The sequence below is a fragment of the Microcoleus sp. B6-A1 genome (genome assembly GCF_036705085.1).
GTDB lineage: Bacteria > Cyanobacteriota > Cyanobacteriia > Cyanobacteriales > Microcoleaceae > Microcoleus.
Genome location: NZ_JAUBTU010000034.1, coordinates 22,909 through 38,875, shown reverse-complemented (window position 1 = coordinate 38,875; position 15,967 = coordinate 22,909). Strand labels below are relative to the sequence as shown.

Genomic DNA, 15,967 nt, shown 5'->3' with positions numbered 1-15,967 from the left:
CTGATTAGGGAAGTTGGGCTGAACAGGAATTTATGTCTAAAATAACTCGCCGACAACTGCTAATTTTCTTCGGCAGCAGTGCAGCTACCACTGTGCTTGCCCCTCAAGTAACTAAAACACTATTCGGCATCAATTCCACCTCGGCAGAAGCTGTAGTTTCGCTATCTTTCACTCCGTTAAGACTTCCCCACCCGCTGCCGATTTATCGAGAAATGCCCAGCTTCATGGCGATGGCGCCGGGGGGACAGGGAACCGTGATGGCTGCCTCGCAGGATACTAGATTAACGAGTTACAGCGTTGTTGACGATGTGGTTGTGCCGCCGGAATACGAACGTTACGTGATTGTCCGCTGGGGGGATCGAGTTTTCCCCGATCCGGCCGACTATTTCGGCTACAACAACGACTACACCGGCTTTGTAGGCCTTCGCGGCAGCAATGACGACGGTTATCTCTGGGTTAACCACGAGTATGTAGGTTTCCCGATGTCGAAAGTGGCGCCGGAAGCGCCGTCTGATCTGGCACCATTTCCCACAACCGATCGCGCCGTCCTCGGTATAGACTTATCGGTCAAGAATCGGGATACCCTCGGCGAATTTCTGTACAATCTCGGTGGTTCGATCGTCCGCATCACCAAACAGTCTAACGGTAGATTTCAGGCGATCGCCGGCGACCCCCTCAACCGACGCATTCACGGACTTTCAGGGCTAGGAATCAACAGCCAGCGTACCGACAAATACAAAGATGTCACATCCTGGGGCACCAGACAAGGCGATAACGAGTACCTCACCGGCACGGGCCCCGCAGCTACCCAAGTCTTCGCGCAAGTCAACACCGACGGACTCGGCAACCGCATCATCGGTACAGCTTACAACTGTTCCGGCGCCACAACCCCTTGGGGAACAATCCTCTCCGCCGAAGAAAACTTCCAAGGTAGCGAACTATTCTTCGTCGGAGTTCAGGAAAACATCAAACCCAACGGTGGCCAAACCAGCTACGCCAAGGGCACTATCGGTGAGGAATTCGGCTTAGTCGGCGAAAAATACGGCTGGATGGTAGAAGTCGATCCCCTAGATCCGAGTTTCCGCCCCCGGAAGCACACATGGTTGGGCCGTTTCCGCCACGAAAACGTCGGGATTCGCGCTGAAGCAGGCCGCAAGTTAATAGGGTACATGGGGGACGATCGGCGCGGCGGACACACCTGGAAATTTGTCAGCAACGGTACTGTCACGAATCCCGCAGATAAAAACAACAGCCGATTATTTGAAGACGGCGTTTTGTACGTGGCCCAATATAACCGCAACGGTACTGGAAGATGGCTGCCACTGACATTAAATACCCCGACAAATCCGGTGCGTCCTTCTAAAGTTGGCGAGGCGGAATTAGCAAGTTTTGGCAAAGCTCAAAGAGATGCAAATACTCGCTTGCCCAAACGCGCCGGAATTGCTGGTCAAACCGAAGACGGCGGTTCTTTTGTAGTAGATACAACCAATGAAGCAACAGCAATTCCGGGCTACCAAAATAAAACTCTGGCTAATTTCTACAGCAGCCAAGGTGCGGTGTTAGTTGATGCTTTCTTAGCTGCTAATTTGATTGGTGGCACTCCGACGGCGCGCCCGGAAGATTTGGAAGTTAATCCTACTACTAAGGAAGTTTTCATTGCTTATACGGACGCAGCACCCGGAAGCGACGGCTATCCAGATTCTCGCATTTTTACTGTTGCTAAATACGGTAGCGCCGTCAACAGCACTCAGCAGTCGGGAGGACTTTACAAAATAATTGAAGACAGTCCAGACGGTGCAGGTTTGACGTTCCGCTGGCAGCGTTTGGCTCAAGGTGGAGAAGCGGGTTCGGTAGCTGGGGCGGGATTTGCTAGTGTAGATAATTTGGCTTTTGACACTCAAGGCAATGTTTGGGGCGTCACTGATATGTCTACGAGCACGCACAACGGTTTTGATGTCGGTGCGGCTGGAAAGCCAACGACGATCGACCACAAGAAGACGGGAAATGTGTCAGATTTTACTGGAGTTTTCGGCAACAATTGGCTGTTTTATATTCCGACTTCTGGGCCGAATGCAGGAACAGTAATTCCGTTTGCTTACGGCCCGAATCGGTGCGAAATGACTGGGCCGACTTTTGTGGGAGATACGCTGTTGCTTGCGGTGCAGCATCCTGGGGAAGATTGCCCGATCGATGATGGTACTGTACTGAGTCGGCAAATTGAAATGTTGGATTTGAACGGTGCTGTTTTCAATCAGACTCGGAGTGTGTCTCGCGGCAGTTTGTGGCCGAGTAATATTGAGAACGATCGGCGTCGTTCGCCGATGCCGTCGGTGATTGGAATTCGTCGGGTGCGATCGACTTCAACGGGTCAGTTTGTTTAAATCTCACATCTTGCACCATTCTCAAGAACAGGCAAGATGCCTGTTCCACAAGAAAATTCACTCTTTGTGGAACAGGCATCTTGCTTGTTCATAAAAGGCTTATTGAGAATGGTGCAACATCTCAGTTTTTACCGCCGATAAACGCCGATGAACGCCAAGGGAATTTTATCTGCGTTCATCTGTGTTTATCTGCTGATATCTGCGGTGGCAACTCCGACTTTAGCAGTTAATTTTGTGACAAATCATACTAACAGTATAAATGCCAGTCGGTATGATTTATTAGTACGATCGCCCTGTCCCGCTGATTTAGAAACTTTGGTCGATCGCCTGTTGCAAGATTTGCCGAGTTATGCTAATCGCGTAATTGTGCGATCGCACTTTTCTCCTAACACTAATACACCGCCCGGTTACGCGCTGCCGCAAATAATTTTAGCCGGCCGCCCGGAGTTTGAACCGCTACCTTTAAATTTTGAAGATGCACTTCCTGAAAATGCCAGTCAAGTTTTCATTACTACTTTGGAACGGCAGTATCGCGGGGGAAAACCAGTCGAAATTGAGCAATATCATTGGTTATTTTTCACTAAAACCGAGAACGGGTGGGAGTTGGTAAAAATCGTTTCTCGGTTTGGTACTGGGGCGGAGATTCGTCCTTTATTAGGTCAAGATAGTGAAAGCGAAATTGCTGAGGCTATTCGTTTGTGGTTGCGCGATTGTCAGGCAAAGCCATAGCTTTCGCTGGTTCAGATGATTTTTTTACACTTAAAAATAGCCTCTTGACAGCACGTCATCTTCGTCTAGTTCATCTTTACCAATCATCCCTTCAATCTCTTTTAAAAATCTCATAAAAACTTCCGGTGCAAAGGGGTTGTTATCGAGATGGTTGACAAAATAATCTTTATTTTTCTTTCTTCCCTCTACCGTACTAAAAGCACTTCTGATATTAGACGATAAGCGTTTTGCTTTTCTTAAAATTAGTATCTCATCAATAGCTGTGAGTGATGAGCTAATCGGCGACATATCAAGCCACTCACATAGCAAGAAATACTTGGCTCCTGGTACACTCAATTTTACATCCAGGGCAGTTGCTGCGCCCTCTTGAAACATGGTTTTATCAAGATTTGTTTTACACTCAGCCGCAACATAAGCAATATTTGCCTCACGGGAGGTAGTCTCCTTAAAATCTTGGTTATGAGAGGCTTTTAGGAATATTTTTCTACTAATTGCAAAATCTTGATCCTTGGCTCGAATACTCATCCCGCCGCCTTTTGGACTGAGTTTTAAACTTGACTCAAATCGTAGTGATGAAAAACACTGTGTTGGGCCAAAGGATAATTCTTTGTCCTTTAATGAATCTGCAAAGACGGTTGTAACTAAGATAGGTATAAATTCTTCAATAATTGAGTTGTCAAGTTTTAATTGCCCTTTTTGACGGTACAAAAAATCATTGTCACTGTCAAAAATTAGTTCAACGTCAATGTATCGCTTATAGGAGGTTAGATGGGATACCATCTCTGGAACAACTTTCAGATCATCCCCCCTGATGTTTTTAAGCGTTTCCAACCATTTTTTATAGTATTCGATTGCTTGATTAACACGCCGTTTATCTGTAGGAGGTAATTTCACGTTATCAAGTAATGCTGCTAGTTTGTCCCCATGTGGTTGAGCTAAATTAAACATAATTTTCTTCTTTTGGGTTGAGTATTTCAATGGTTTTTCGTGAACGCTGCAGATCGAAATAAGGTGAGGGCTGTACTGTGGCAGCCTTATCGATAGCATCCTTGATTTCATCTTTTACTTGTTCATTGGCTACGGAATAAGCAGATATTAAAGCTTCTATAGAAAGAGTTCTGGCTTGATGTATGGCAAAATAATACTGTAAGTCTTCTCTTTTTGTAAAGTGTAGTATATCTTCTTTGATAATTTTTCCATAACGATTTACAAAACTTCTTTCTTGACGGATATCTAAGCTAATCCCCAATACTTGACGAGCAACTTCTGCAACTAACTCCCCATTTAAAAAAGGCGTTCCTCTAATATTTGATTCTTTACCTACTACAAATATTATTCTACTGTTAGGGCGGCATATTCTTAACAATTCTTGCAAAGTATAGGCGAGGTCTAAGCAATATTGAATGACAGTTAGAAATCTATTACTTCTATGCTTGCGATTAGAACCAAACTCGGATTTTGCCACCTCTAAAATTTTCCAGTTTAGTGCTTCAGTAGAACCGCGATACTGCTGATGATAGTTAAATACATTGATATAAGGGGGGGAGGTAATCACAAGATTGACGCTGGAGTTTTGTAAGGGAACGTGTCTTGCATCGGCATTGTAGGCATTTATCGGCTTTTTACTATAGGGTAGTTTAAGGACAAAAGTAGCGATATTTTCCGCAAGTGTAAAAACTCTTGATTTGGTAAGTTTTTTGTTTTCTAAGTCTAGCAATATCACTAATACTTCATGTAGAATATTAAGGAAGTTTTCTTCATCATCAACGGCTACATCTACAATTTTATCTATTAAATCATTAGGTGTAAGTTCTTTTTGTATTGTTTGGAAGAGTGGCATTCTCTCCCATATCTCTGTTTTTAGTTGAGCGAGAAAACAATTGATACATTTTTCACGCTTTCCGGGTGAAATAGTGATGAATTTATAAGTGTTAGCTAGGATTAAAGCTGCTGGATTGATTTCTGTTCCGCAGGCTTCCACTCCGAATCTTCCTGCCTCATATAAAACTGTTCCACTACCTAAAAATGGATCAAAAATAACACTATTTTTAGTTGCGTATTTATCAATCAAAGTTTCGACGAACTGGGGTGAAAATTGCCCTTTCCAAGGAAGTGGATTAGTACGTTGTTTATCTTCAATGTCTAATAGTTCTTGAGGAATTTCTTGTCTATTGATAGGAGTTTCACTAAAAATACTAGAGACAACCATAATTCGGATTTTTACTACGGGGCGTGAATTTATGAATGGAAAGCGGGAACTTGTTTTGTAGATGGCAGGTAAAAATCAGAGATTGTTGGTGAAACCCGTCCCCTACTAATTGCACATGAAAATTAATTATAATTTTTCGGTGGGTGGGGGCGGGTTTTAAGATTGTGGGTAAAAATCCGAGATTGTGCCTCAAACCAGCCTACAAATCAACAAGAAAAATTGATTAGAATTGCTCTTTGAATTCATCCAGTTTAGCCTTGATAGCCTGCATATCTTGCCACATATACCATTTTGGAGTCTCCGGTTCGCGGGAGGGGTTTCGCAACAAGTACGACGGGTGAAAAATTGGCATACACAAACGATTTTCCCATTTAATCCATTGACCTCTGATTTTACTAATAGGCCGCTTGTCGCTTAGCAAAGCTTTGAGGGCTGTTGCACCAGTTAATAAAATAATTTTGGGGTCTAAGATGCGAATTTGTTCGAGCAAGTATGGTTTGCAAGCTTCGATTTCTTTTGCTGTCGGAGGGCGGTTGTTGGGAGGGCGACATTTGATGACGTTGGCAATGAATACGTCGGTTTCTGCACTCAATCCCACGGATTCTAAAATCTTATCTAACAGTTTGCCCGATCGCCCGACGAAGGGCAATCCGGTTTCGTCTTCGTTTTGTCCGGGCGCTTCTCCCACAATCAAAATTGAGGCTTGAGGATTGCCGCGCCCGATGACGGCGTGAGTGCGGCTGTTGCCCAATTCGCAGCGGTAGCAGCGGTTGCAGTGCTCGCCGATTTGTTCCATATTTTGATAAGTGCCGGGAGGAATGGGAATTTTGGCATTTGCTGGTATTGAGTCAGTTTGGAAAGTGGCACTTTGATTGTTGTCAAAAAGGCTGAGTTGCAAGTCGCTGGACATAAATTTTACAATTAGGGAGATATTTTGGAGTCTAGAGTTTATAGTTTAGATCGGGTTTGGTGATTTGAGATTGGCTAGAAGCTTGTAGGTGATGCTGTCGAGCGTACAATCTCCAATTAACACTGGCACAATCTCCAATTGTTTGGTTGAGCTCGTACAGGCAAAAATATGTTCTCTAACCCGTTTTTTGACGATCGCGCCGATGCAGGCGAAAAACTGGCCGAGGCAGTTGTGGACGAGTTCGGCAAGTTGAGTTTAATGACACAGAAGGCGGTGAAACCGATTGTTTACGCCTTGCCGCGCGGGGGTTTGCCCGTTGCTGTGCCGATTGCGCGCCGCTTGGGCTGTCCTTTGGATGTGGTTGTTGCCAAGAAAATTACTCGCCCAGATAATTTAGAATTGGCGATCGGGGCTGCAACTGCTGACGGTCACGTCCTCTGGGAAAAGCAAAAGCAGCACAATTTACGCTTGCAAAAATCAGCCCTGCCCCTGGCTCAAAATAATGCTCAATCTCTGCTGGCAGATTTGTCTCCGGGACGCCCCAATATCAGCGCGGCGGGGGCTTTGGCGATTTTGGTAGATGACGGCATTGCTACAGGGATGACGATGGCTGTGGCGGCTAAGGCTTTGGAGTCGCAGCAACCGCTGGCTTTGTGGATTTGCGCGCCTGTGGCCCCGGCAGATTTGATGGGATTTTTGGCCCAAATGGGCGATAAGTTGATCGTTCTGGAGACTCCTCACCCTTTTTACAGTGTCAGCCGCTTTTACGGGCAATTTCCGCAGGTTGAGACGGCGGAGGCTTTAAGGTGTTTGCAGCAACAAACTGAATGGCGATCGTAGGTTAAGCTAGAAGGCTAAATCCAAAAGCTCGATCGCTAAAACATGAGACCTTGGCAATATTGGTTTGACACTTTGATTCTGTCTACTCAGCACAATCCGCCTCGCTTTGTTGAGTTGGTGATGTTGACTTTGGCGATGATTTTGCTTGGGCTGTGGAGTGTAACATTGCAGTGGCAGTATTTAACGCTGTCTTTAAGTTATATAATTGGTTCGTCTTTTTCAATTTTGGTGCGGGAATCCATCGATCCACGGCCTCAATTTCAGCTAACTCACCTGACAGCTTTGTTGTTATTAATTATCAGTTTTTATAGTTTTGCTGAACTGATTAGGTAGTTGATGTTTTTTTTGACGAACCGCGAAGACGGGAAGAACCACAGGCGGGACGCCTGTTCCACAAAGGAAGAGAAGAGGATAGAAGAGAAGATCGAGAGTTCACAAATCATTAGCCCTCATCCTACATTCTCATGGGATTGATGTAAAATTATGCGGTTCCCGGCAGGATCGAAGGCATAGATTTCTAGACCGTGAGAAGCTTTGATAATTTCTCCGCTGGGCGGATAACCTAAAGCCCAAATTCGGGCGATCGCAGTTTCGATATCGCTGACTTCCAGACACAAACTCATGCCTGTTTTTGCTCGACTTGCAAATTCCGATTTGTGGGAATCTTTGGGTTTGAATATGCCGAGTCTTAAGCCTGGGAGTTGAAATTCAGCATAAGTATTGGGAATGTAAGGGTTGGGTTCTATGTCGAGAAATTTTGTGTAAAATTTAACTAGAACTTCTTTATCAAGGTCTGCTAAAGTCACTAGGGCGGCGCTGTATTGGAAACTCATATAAATTGGTAATGGGGAATTGGTAATATTATTATAACTTTTTATTGATTTAAAATCCTCCAATTCGTCCGACTATTTGGATTTTACCATGTGGAGAGCCTTGGAGAATCACAGCTTCGCCGCTTTGCGGTACAATATCAGTAATCGCGGTAATATTTACTTGATGAGTTACCATAATAATTGCGCCTTTAGTGTTGCGGTTGTCCACAATTAATTTGCGAATTGCTGCTGTTTGGCTGGCTTCTTTGCTGCTGTCGCTAAAGAACGAGTTCAGGGCTGGGAACGGTTCGACTTTGCCTATATTTATCAGTTTTGCTGTTTCCAAACACCGACACCACTGACTCGATAAAACTCTGGCCACTTTGATGTTGCGGTTGCGAAATTCGGCTCCAATTTGCTTGGCTTGGGTTCTTCCCTGTGCAGATAAATTGCGCTGGGTGGAACAGTCACCCAACTTAAAGTTAGCAGGATCTCCCGTACCTGGGGCGATCGCGTGTCGCATTGCTACCACCAACCCCGTTTCATCCCGCTGCAACAATTGCCACCCTGCTTGAGTTTGCGCGTTGGTTGCTGCCTCAGAACTTGCAGTTGCAGTAATTAAGCCGATCGACAATACTAAAGCTAGCGACCGGAAAAACCATTTCCAGTTAAGGTAAATCCGTGCAGCCATTGTTGCAGAAGTTAGGAATTAACTTATCATATTATAATACAACAAATATTGCTCTATGGAACTCACCAATTTTATTGCTCTGTCTGTCATTATTGCCCTCGTGCTGGGGATTGGGTTTGGAACAATGACTTGGGCTTACTTCGGCAATGGCAGCATTTCTGTACTCTTTAAAGAACCAATTTTAACTAACCCAGAATTTCCCGATACCGACAGCGGCAGCAAAGCTTCCGTTTATTTCCAACAAGGAATTGAGGCTTATCAGTCGGGAAAGTACCGCAAAGCCAAAGATAAATTTACCAGCGCTGTAGAACAAGTTTCAACTTTAGCAGAAGCTTACCACAATCGTGCATTGGCTTGTGCGAATTTGCGATCGGATGACGAGGCTGTTGCAGATTTGATCCGTGCCAGCGAATTATACCAACAGCAGGGGGCTGGATTTGCGATCGACACAATTAAACAAAATCTTGCCGCCTTGAAGCAGCGCAAATTAGAACGAGAAAAACAAAAAGCAGTAGCGACCTAAATTATTAGGTTCGGCCCCTGGAACTCAACCCACACCTAGAGTTTTGGTCTGACAAACCCGGTTTCTTTAATGTGGTTGGGAGAAACCGGGTTTGTTTACATAATTTTTATTAAAGTTGAAAATCAAGTTTTAACATTCTCCCGCTCAACTAAATTGTTCTGGAATCTTCTATTTGGTCGATTTGAGAAATCATCATTTCTCGGCTAGGTGCCACAACTCGATAATTAGTAATGGGATCGTAAGCTTCCCACTCTTGAGTCACTTCGCTGTCTTGCCACAAAAACCATTCCCGGTAAATTTCGCCGTCATCAATGTCGCCGCACAAGGGAAGCCAATCATCTCCTCCCAAGCTCTCAAAATCTCCTCCTACTAAGTCAATCCAAGCTGCAAGGATACAAGAGTCACTAGCATTATTATTAACAGCAACGGTGTTAGATTCAATAGAAGTTTCGGGAAAACAAAGTGTGGATTTCATAAGCTGTACCTGAATGTTATGTTATTAATTTATAAAAAAATCCTCTACGGCAGTGACAGCAGAATGCCGCTATCTCAACCTCCACAGTTCCCACCTCGAAAAACCTTGACACCCAAAGCGCTCAAATGCCTCTGCTGTAAGACTTGAGACCGCTTTGAGTCAAGTCGCTACACAGGCTAAATTGAGCCACTTTGCCAACTGGCATACAAGAAAGCCCGATCGACCAAATATTGCTGGCGAAGGATCTCGCGCATTAAGGAGCAAAGACAGCGCGACTGGCAATTGTATACTGGGTAAGTTGGCGAGTTTCCGTACAGTTTTTGTGATAAAATTAGCAGTAACCGGACTTTCGTACCGACAGCCGGGTCTTGTCAAAAGCTTTCCAACGAGCTTTCCAATCGTGGTGCGATCGCCAGTTTTGATTTATTGTTAATTTTGCGAAGTCCCGATCGACTGTTAGGGAAAAAAATTATGCAAGCAACCAACCAAGAAGGAATTATCAATCTGACAATCCACTATACCAACGGCAAACAGCAACACTTCCAGTTCATTGCGCCAGAGGGAACAGTAGGAGAGCAAGCAACTTTAGGCACTCGCCTGCACAAAATGTTGACAGCAGACCCGGTAATTCTCGAATTGGCAGATAAACTGGTAGTTATCCCAGTTCACAACATACAAAGTATTGAAATATCGCCGGTTCCTCCCAAATTGCCAGAGGGTGTCCTTTACCCAATGCGAGAAATCAAGAAATAGCTAAGGTGTTCTGCATCTAAATTTAACAGAAATGGCGGGCAAGATGCCCACCCCACGCAAGCTTTTAATAAACAGAAATTTCCCCATTAAATGCGCGAAAAGTTATTACAGCTCACAGATGGAAATTACCCAAAAATTTGTCGATCGCAGGGACGATATATGTGGCATGAGTGAGGGGAATAATTGCCGATTTCGCAGACTTTAACTTACCGAAAAAAATGCTAGAACTCCACTGTCACACAACTTATTCCGACGGCACTCTCACCCCTGCCGAACTCGTAGCCGCGGCTGCGTCTTCGGGGGTTCGCGCCTTGGCTGTCACGGATCATGATACGATGTCGGGTTGGGATGAAGCCTTCGCCGCTGCTGCTTTGCACGGTATAGAAATAGTCCCCGGACTCGAACTCAGCACCGTTCACAACGGCCGTTCCCTGCACATTTTAGGTTTTTATCCTGATGCAAATAAGTTGCGAGTTCCTTTGAACGATCGCCTGGAAGGAAGGTTTCGCCGATCGCAGGAAATGGTCGAAAAATTAGCAGCAATGGGATACGCGATCGAACTGCCAAAAACATCCCCAGGAATGGCACCGGGACGGCCTCACATTGCCTCTGCACTTGTAAAAGCCGGTCACGCGAAATCATCGCGGGAAGCATTCGATCGCTGGCTGGGAGATGACGGCCCGGCTTATGTTCATTACGAGAAATTCTCGATCGTCGAAGGCATTGATTTACTGAAAAGTTGCGGCGCAGTACCGGTGTGGGCTCACCCTTATTTATTTCGCGGCGGCGCTGTTGAGGAAGTCTTAAAAGAATTAGTAGATGCGGGTTTAATGGGAGTTGAAGTATACCATCCCACCCACAGTTCTAGCCAAATCCAAAAGTTGAAAGATTTGTGTCTTCATTACGGTTTGCTGGCAACGGGTGGCAGCGATTATCACGGCCCAGATCCGGAAAGGAAAGCAGCAGATAGCACCCAATTGAATATGCTGCATTTGCCGTTAGAATTGCTGGAACCGATTAAAGTTGCTGCGGCGAGTTTGAAATAGTTGTTTAGGACTCATATTTTACAGCATTCTCAATTAGGCTTTTATGAACAGGCAAGATGCCTGTTCCACAAGAAAATTTATCTTTTGTGGAACGGGCCGGAGAGCCCGTTCTTGAGAATGGTGCAACATCTCAGTTATGACGAATTTGGCCGACGTATTCAGTGGTAAAAAAAAGGAATCCTTCGCTTTTTGAGTGAGTAATTTGTACTAAGTAAATCATCAGCAGAAGATCGATGTCAAGCAGAATATAAATTAATATGAAGTTAAAGGCAATTGCAGGCGAGTTGATTTTACAATGTTACTAAAGCAACTTGCCAAACGGAGCTTATCATGAGTACAGAAGACAGAGCGAAGGCGATCGGCAAAAATTTAGAAGGCAAAGCTCAGGAAATTTTCGGCAACATCACGGGAAACAGAAAAGACCAGGTTGAAGGTAAAGCCAAACAAGCGGAAGCTGCCGCCCGCCACGCTGCAGAAGATGCTAAAAATGCGGTGAAAAATCTGGCAGATAAAGCCAAAAGGTCGATCGACAAATTGTAAGCTGTCGATCATCTAAATTTTATTTTTGGGGCGGGCGAGATGCCCACCCCACAATAATTTTATAGCGCCTTGAATGTAAAATTTGTATGGGTCTGAGCTGAGCAAATCCTTTGTCATCAATGGGGTTTGATATAATTTATTCTGGGAATTTGCATAAAACTGAGGTCGATCGCAATTACTTGTTGTGCTCTTTAAAAACCAGTATCTAGGCGGGGCGGGTTTAGGAGATATTTAGTTTTCAACATAGATGGTTGGTAAAACCCGCCCCTACGATCGCACAAATTATCCAATAACGAATCAACATATTTCACCTACATTAATCCCCGTTCACCTGCGCTTAAAAATCGGGTTCCGCAGCCAAAAGCTCGATCGACAAATCCATCTGTTCCTTCCCCCGCGCCAAAAAGCTTTCGCACTCCTGCCAACACTCCACAGCCACCCCAAACTGCTCGAAAACCTCCTCAAGAGGCAATTCTCCCGATTCCACCCGATCGATAATCGCTTCAATTCGATCGACCGTTTCCTCATAATTCCAGTCAGACTGGCGCAACTGCGAATCAATCATAACTTTTCTTCCGCATCCAATACTTCTACAATCTTAACTTTCAGCACGCCCCGACTCAACCTCACAGTCAATTCCTCTCCCAATTCCAAACCGTAAGTTGTGCGGACGATCGTACCGTCACTTTGGATTACCGCCGCATAACCCCTTTGCAATACCGCCGCCGGATTCAGTGCGGATAACTTTTCTTGCAATACTTCTAGTTTACCAGTTGCTTGCCGCAAAGTTCGGGATGTCGCAGGCAAACGTTTTAATCGATTTTGTAACAGTTGCAAATGCTCTTCTTCTGTCTGAAATCTTGCCCGCACAGCACTTGCTAAATTGACCATTCGCTGCTTGTGTTCAAAGTAAAGATCTGCTAAAATTGGTACTGCTTGAGCGGCCGCCGCAGTGGGAGTGTGCGCTCGTTTATCTGCTACTAAATCGGCGAGAGATTCGTCTCTTTCGTGCCCGATACCGGTGATAATTGGAATCGCACAATTGGCGATCGCCCTGACAACTTTCTCATCATTAAAACAAGCCAAATCTTCCGCAGAACCGCCGCCCCGCCCTAAAATGATCACATCCGCCCTACCGTCCAATTCTACCCGGGCGATCGCGCGGGCGATCGCAGCAGCAGCCAATTCTCCCTGCACTCCAGTCGGCGACAGCAACACCCGCAAACCCGGATATCTTTGGGCTAGAGTCCGCTGAATGTCTCCCCAAGCAGCGCCAGTATCGGATGTCACCACGGCCACAATTTGCGGGTGTGCGGGAATCGGACGCTTTCGGGCGGGATCGAAGAAACCCTCAGCATCCAAGCGCGATCGCAATTGCTGCAACCGCAAAGCCTGCAATCCTGCCCCAGCCGGTAGCGATTGCACAACAGTCAACTGGTACTCGCCGCGATTTTTGTAAACCCGGATGCTTCCCAAAACCAGCAACTGTTCCCCTTTTTCCGGGATTTGCACCAATTTTTGCCGCTGAGAATTCCACACCACGCAGCGAATAGCAGCGCTTTTGTCGGTGTCGCAGAGAGTGAAAAAGCAGCCGCTGGGGTGGTGCGAAACGTTCGACACCTCGCCTGTCAGCCAAACTGATTGCAGGTTGCGATCGCCCTCCAACAAGTCTTGCAGGTATGATGTTAGTCCGGCCACAGATAAAGCTGTATCGGGAAGAATTGAAGTCATCCAATTTTAGATTTTAGATTTTAGATTTTAGATTTTAGCTACTATCAATGCTTCGGGCAGTGTGTGATTGCCAAGCGTAAAATAAGGGTTTCAGGGCGATTGCCGAATCGACTTGCTAACGAAAAATCAAGGGTTTCAGAATACAATCTCAAAATAGTCCGGACTATTGTACTATATCTAAGGTAATTTATTTGTAGGCTGAACGGGCGATCGTAATTTTAACTGCAAACAAACTAATGATATCAGATACAATGACTTCGATGAATGTGCTGCGCCAAGAGGCGGCGGCGATCGGCATTACTGAGGAAGAAGCCAGAAAATATGGCGACCTCAGACATAAAAGAACTTGGTCTTTGGCGATCGAACATCACCTCTCAATGCAAGATTTTGCCGATCGCATAGAACAATCCTTCACAACTTCCGAACCCGATTCCTCCAGCGCACTCAACCACTCTCAGACTGCGGAGTCGAAAGACTATGGTATTCAGCTAACAGCGAACCTAGGCGAATCTAGAGTAACCAGGGAGAACCAAACAGCCTCTCTTGCTTCGCCACAACAGCAAGCAGTAGCAATCGGGCGATCGCACGGTAATTCCGACCACCGCAGCGACCAAAACCGAGGTTTTAAACAAGTAGTTCAAAATCATATTAAAGCATTAACAATTGCATCCGCATCCCGCACAAACCTGCCCCATTCACAACTGGGCAATTGGGTTTGTCCTGAGTGTGGGCCCGAGGGCGAATTGGGTTGTTACCTTTGCGCCGGAGAAGGCAATGTAGGGGACATTGCAGCTATTGGCTGGACGCTAGCTTATATGGAAATGTTGGGCTGTTCGGCTCGCGAAATTGAACCGTTGAGAAAATTTTCGCCTTCATTGAATATTCTGGAATTGAATTTCAAAGTTTGTGTTGCTATCAAACAAAGTAGCGAAGTTTTAGCCAGGACGGAGAAATGGGTAAGATTGAAGGAACAAGGAATGCACGACACTGATTTTGACACGGATACACGGATTAATTCTTAATGGTGATTCAGAAGTGAGAAGAAAAAACAACTATCAGTGTATCCGTGACTTCCGTGTCGTGCTGTTGGGCATTAGTCTCAATAAAACTTCAAAATTCACTCATCCCCACCTAAAAATTACTCCAAATTAAGTATTGATTCTAGCTTTTTCAAAGCAAATTCCAAGTCGTCATTAACAACTTGGAAATCGAATTCCCCCGCAGCTTCAATTTCCTCTTTAGCCCGCACCAACCGACGGGCGATCGCACTTTCGGAATCTTGACCCCGACTCCGCAGCCGCCGCTCCAATTCTTCCCAAGAAGGAGGTAAAATAAAAATTCGCAGCGCCTCTGGAAACTTATTTCTAATTTGCCTAGCCCCTTCGAGCTCAATTTCGAGCAATACCCATTTTCCCTCACCAATTCCTTGCTTGAGACCAAAATAAGGAGTACCGTAAAAATTACCGGCAAACTCGGCCCATTCCGCCAACTCTCCAGCCTCAACCATTTGTTCAAAGCGGCTGCGGCTGACAAAATAGTAGTGCTGTCCCTCAATTTCTCCCTCACGGGGCTCACGAGTTGTCACCGATACCGAAAGATATAATTCGGAATGGCGATTGAGGAGCGATCGTACTAAGGTGCCTTTCCCCACACCGCTAGGCCCCGTCAGAACAATTAATTTACCAGATTTCATTTTTAGAAGAGAAACGTGTAACAATTCAAGTTTTCGCTTACTCTAAACTGTAAGCGCTCAAATTGCAACTGACAAACCTCAATCATCCCGACTTTGACCGTCTTTGCTCACCACAAAACGATTAGCAACCGTTTCCGGCTGAATCGCCGAGAGGATGACGTGACTCGAATCTGTAATAATTACCGCTCTCGTGCGGCGCCCGTAAGTAGCGTCAACCAGTTGTCCCCGCTCCCGCGCATCAGTAATAATCCGCTTAATTGGCGCTGACTCTGGACTGACAATGGCAATCACTCGATTAGCAGACACAATGTTACCAAAACCGATATTAATTAATTGAATATCCATGAAAATCTTAATCTATGGGTGAACGACTAACTATCAATCCTTACTTTTTATCATATAATATACAACGATTTTTTCTGATAATCCTCAAATTAATCTCAACTAAGTTTTTTAGTTTCTACCTAAAATTTTTACCCTTTTGACACCCAGTACGCCGTTCTTTATCAAAAATTCAAAAAAGACTCGCTGTTGTAGCTCTATCTTAAAGATTTGGTAAAAGCGTCGATTTTTAGTTGCAAATAAAAGCATTAGCTGTAGCGAGAAAAGAGTCCGTCAATGTTGCGAAATATAA

Annotated in this window: 19 protein-coding genes; 9 read left to right on the top strand and 10 right to left on the bottom strand. The window is 45.2% G+C overall.

Going from position 1 to position 15,967, the window contains the following annotated elements; all coding sequences use genetic code 11:
* The first annotated feature begins 32 nt into the window (after window positions 1–32).
* Together QUB11_RS14820 and QUB11_RS14815 are read left to right on the top strand one after the other, a co-directional pair.
* On the top strand, window positions 33–2,381 hold the full coding sequence (locus tag QUB11_RS14820; protein ID WP_333205592.1) for a PhoX family phosphatase: 2,349 nt from the start codon (window positions 33–35) through the stop codon (window positions 2,379–2,381).
* 147 nt (window positions 2,382–2,528) lie between these two features.
* Window positions 2,529–3,110 (top strand): hypothetical protein, encoded by a 582-nt coding sequence (locus QUB11_RS14815; RefSeq protein ID WP_333206199.1) that lies wholly within the window; start codon window positions 2,529–2,531, stop codon window positions 3,108–3,110.
* A gap of 30 nt (window positions 3,111–3,140) precedes the next feature.
* On the opposite strand, the gene QUB11_RS14810 is transcribed toward QUB11_RS14815, so the two are convergent.
* The 3 genes from QUB11_RS14810 to QUB11_RS14800 form a co-directional block, all read right to left on the bottom strand.
* Complete coding sequence (locus QUB11_RS14810) at window positions 3,141–4,058, bottom strand: Bpu10I family restriction endonuclease (protein ID WP_333206198.1); 918 nt, start codon at window positions 4,056–4,058, stop codon at window positions 3,141–3,143.
* Window positions 4,051–5,319, bottom strand: coding sequence for a DNA methyltransferase (locus QUB11_RS14805; protein ID WP_333206197.1), 1,269 nt, complete (start codon window positions 5,317–5,319; stop codon window positions 4,051–4,053). Before QUB11_RS14805 ends, QUB11_RS14810 begins: the two co-directional genes overlap by 8 nt.
* Before the next feature lie 223 nt (window positions 5,320–5,542).
* Window positions 5,543–6,229 carry a uracil-DNA glycosylase gene (locus QUB11_RS14800; RefSeq protein ID WP_333206196.1) on the bottom strand — a complete coding sequence of 229 codons (687 nt, stop codon included), beginning with the start codon at window positions 6,227–6,229 and terminating at the stop codon, window positions 5,543–5,545.
* Window positions 6,230–6,397: 168 nt separating this feature from the next.
* Between QUB11_RS14800 and QUB11_RS14795 the strand changes: the two genes are divergently transcribed.
* On the top strand, window positions 6,398–7,069 hold the full coding sequence (locus QUB11_RS14795; RefSeq protein ID WP_333062723.1) for a phosphoribosyltransferase family protein: 672 nt from the start codon (window positions 6,398–6,400) through the stop codon (window positions 7,067–7,069).
* Window positions 7,070–7,111: 42 nt separating this feature from the next.
* Window positions 7,112–7,402 (top strand): hypothetical protein, encoded by a 291-nt coding sequence (locus tag QUB11_RS14790; protein WP_333206195.1) that lies wholly within the window; start codon window positions 7,112–7,114, stop codon window positions 7,400–7,402.
* A 116-nt stretch (window positions 7,403–7,518) separates the two neighbouring features.
* Here the strand turns inward: QUB11_RS14790 and QUB11_RS14785 are convergent, their stop codons facing one another.
* Entirely contained in the window at window positions 7,519–7,902 is a 384-nt protein-coding gene (locus QUB11_RS14785; protein ID WP_333206194.1) for a VOC family protein, read from the bottom strand.
* Between the two features lie 49 nt (window positions 7,903–7,951).
* On the bottom strand, window positions 7,952–8,572 hold the full coding sequence (locus QUB11_RS14780) for a histidine phosphatase family protein (RefSeq protein ID WP_333206193.1): 621 nt from the start codon (window positions 8,570–8,572) through the stop codon (window positions 7,952–7,954).
* Between the two features lie 55 nt (window positions 8,573–8,627).
* Between QUB11_RS14780 and QUB11_RS14775 the strand changes: the two genes are divergently transcribed.
* Window positions 8,628–9,095 carry a hypothetical protein gene (locus tag QUB11_RS14775; RefSeq protein ID WP_333206192.1) on the top strand — a complete coding sequence of 156 codons (468 nt, stop codon included), beginning with the start codon at window positions 8,628–8,630 and terminating at the stop codon, window positions 9,093–9,095.
* Window positions 9,096–9,243: 148 nt separating this feature from the next.
* Here QUB11_RS14775 and QUB11_RS14770 read toward each other — a convergent pair whose 3' ends face one another.
* Window positions 9,244–9,570, bottom strand: a complete 327-nt coding sequence (locus QUB11_RS14770) for a hypothetical protein (RefSeq protein WP_333206191.1) — start codon at window positions 9,568–9,570, stop codon at window positions 9,244–9,246.
* A 471-nt stretch (window positions 9,571–10,041) separates the two neighbouring features.
* Between QUB11_RS14770 and QUB11_RS14765 the strand changes: the two genes are divergently transcribed.
* The 3 genes from QUB11_RS14765 (at window position 10,042) to QUB11_RS14755 (ending at window position 11,909) form a co-directional block, all read left to right on the top strand.
* The gene (locus tag QUB11_RS14765; RefSeq protein WP_190740781.1) at window positions 10,042–10,323 is read left to right on the top strand and encodes a hypothetical protein; all 282 of its coding nucleotides are present in this window, start codon (window positions 10,042–10,044) and stop codon (window positions 10,321–10,323) included.
* Window positions 10,324–10,541: 218 nt separating this feature from the next.
* On the top strand, window positions 10,542–11,369 hold the full coding sequence (locus QUB11_RS14760) for a PHP domain-containing protein (RefSeq protein ID WP_333206190.1): 828 nt from the start codon (window positions 10,542–10,544) through the stop codon (window positions 11,367–11,369).
* A 330-nt stretch (window positions 11,370–11,699) separates the two neighbouring features.
* Window positions 11,700–11,909 carry a CsbD family protein gene (locus QUB11_RS14755; protein ID WP_006632574.1) on the top strand — a complete coding sequence of 70 codons (210 nt, stop codon included), beginning with the start codon at window positions 11,700–11,702 and terminating at the stop codon, window positions 11,907–11,909.
* A gap of 337 nt (window positions 11,910–12,246) precedes the next feature.
* Here QUB11_RS14755 and xseB read toward each other — a convergent pair whose 3' ends face one another.
* Together xseB and xseA are read right to left on the bottom strand one after the other, a co-directional pair.
* A complete protein-coding gene (gene xseB, locus QUB11_RS14750; protein ID WP_333082161.1) occupies window positions 12,247–12,474 on the bottom strand; it encodes an exodeoxyribonuclease VII small subunit in 228 nt (75 codons plus the stop codon).
* Entirely contained in the window at window positions 12,471–13,640 is a 1,170-nt protein-coding gene (gene xseA, locus QUB11_RS14745; protein WP_333206189.1) for an exodeoxyribonuclease VII large subunit, read from the bottom strand. The genes xseB and xseA overlap by 4 nt, the downstream gene beginning before the upstream one ends.
* 236 nt (window positions 13,641–13,876) lie before the next feature.
* Between xseA and QUB11_RS14740 the strand changes: the two genes are divergently transcribed.
* Window positions 13,877–14,662 (top strand): hypothetical protein, encoded by a 786-nt coding sequence (locus tag QUB11_RS14740; RefSeq protein ID WP_333206188.1) that lies wholly within the window; start codon window positions 13,877–13,879, stop codon window positions 14,660–14,662.
* 116 nt (window positions 14,663–14,778) lie between these two features.
* Here QUB11_RS14740 and gmk read toward each other — a convergent pair whose 3' ends face one another.
* Entirely contained in the window at window positions 14,779–15,333 is a 555-nt protein-coding gene (gene gmk, locus QUB11_RS14735; protein ID WP_333206187.1) for a guanylate kinase, read from the bottom strand.
* 78 nt (window positions 15,334–15,411) lie between these two features.
* A complete protein-coding gene (gene remA, locus QUB11_RS14730) occupies window positions 15,412–15,678 on the bottom strand; it encodes an extracellular matrix/biofilm regulator RemA (protein WP_236503792.1) in 267 nt (88 codons plus the stop codon).
* Window positions 15,679–15,967 lie beyond the last annotated feature (289 nt).